General features: G+C 70.2%; 2 protein-coding genes. Both read left to right on the forward strand.

The features are described from left to right. On the forward strand, positions 1-319 hold a 319-nt coding region (locus AC1D01_RS36400; protein WP_477874633.1), incomplete at its 5' end, for a substrate-binding domain-containing protein. A gap of 101 nt (positions 320-420) precedes the next feature. After that, positions 421-989, forward strand: a 569-nt coding sequence (locus AC1D01_RS36405; protein ID WP_477874635.1) for an enolase-like domain-containing protein, incomplete at its 3' end; no start/stop codon positions are given.

Below are 989 nucleotides of genomic sequence, written 5' to 3' on the forward strand. Positions count from 1 at the left end.
CCGCAGCGCATTGCGCGAGCTGCTGCGCGCGCAGCCGCAGGTCGACGCGGTGTTCTGCAGCTCCGACCTGCTGGCGCTCGGCGTGCTGACCGAGGCACGCGCCAGCGGCATCGACGTGCCGGCGCAACTGGCCGTGGTCGGCTTCGGCGACCTGAACTTCGCGGCCGACCTCGAACCGGCGCTGAGCAGCGTGCGCGTCGACCCGCGGCAGATCGGCGACCTCGCGGCGCAATGCATCGTCACGCGCGCCGGCGGCGAGGCGCTGCCCTCGCGCGTGATCGACGTCGGCTTCTCGCTGGTCGAACGGGCCAGCAGTTGATCGGGTAAACCCGTATGCCACGGGCGGTCGCCAGCGCGTATTGTTAACGTTAACAATCTAGGAAGCGACCCCTGAACGAATCTCTGCAGACTGACTGATCCATGAGCACACCCACCATCACCGCGCTGCGCGCGATCCCCGTCGCCGGCCGCGACGACATGCTGCTGAACCTGAGCGGCGCGCATGGCCCGTTCTTCACCCGCAACCTGCTGATCCTGACCGACAGCGACGGCCGCACCGGCGTCGGCGAGGTGCCGGGCGGCGAGAAGATCCGCCAGACGCTCGAAGACGCGGCGCCGCTCGTCGTCGGCCAGCCGATCGGCAACCACCAGCAGGTGCTGCAGCGCGTGCAGCAGGGCTTTGCCGACCGCGACAGCGGCGGCCGCGGGCTGCAGACCTTCGACCTGCGCACCACCATCCATGCGGTCACGGCGATCGAGTCGGCCTTCCTCGACCTGCTCGGCCAGCACCTGGGCGTGCCGGTGGCGGCGCTGCTCGGCGAAGGCCAGCAGCGCGATGCGGTCGAGATGCTCGGCTACCTGTTCTTCGTCGGCGATCGCGCGCGCACCGACCTGCCGTATGGGCAAGAACCGGACGCCGCCGACGACTGGTTCCGCCTGCGCCACGAGAAGGCGCTGGATGCCGATGCGATCGTGCGCCTGGCCGAGGC

It is taken from the genome of Rhizobacter sp. P3_B12 (genome assembly GCF_056402895.1).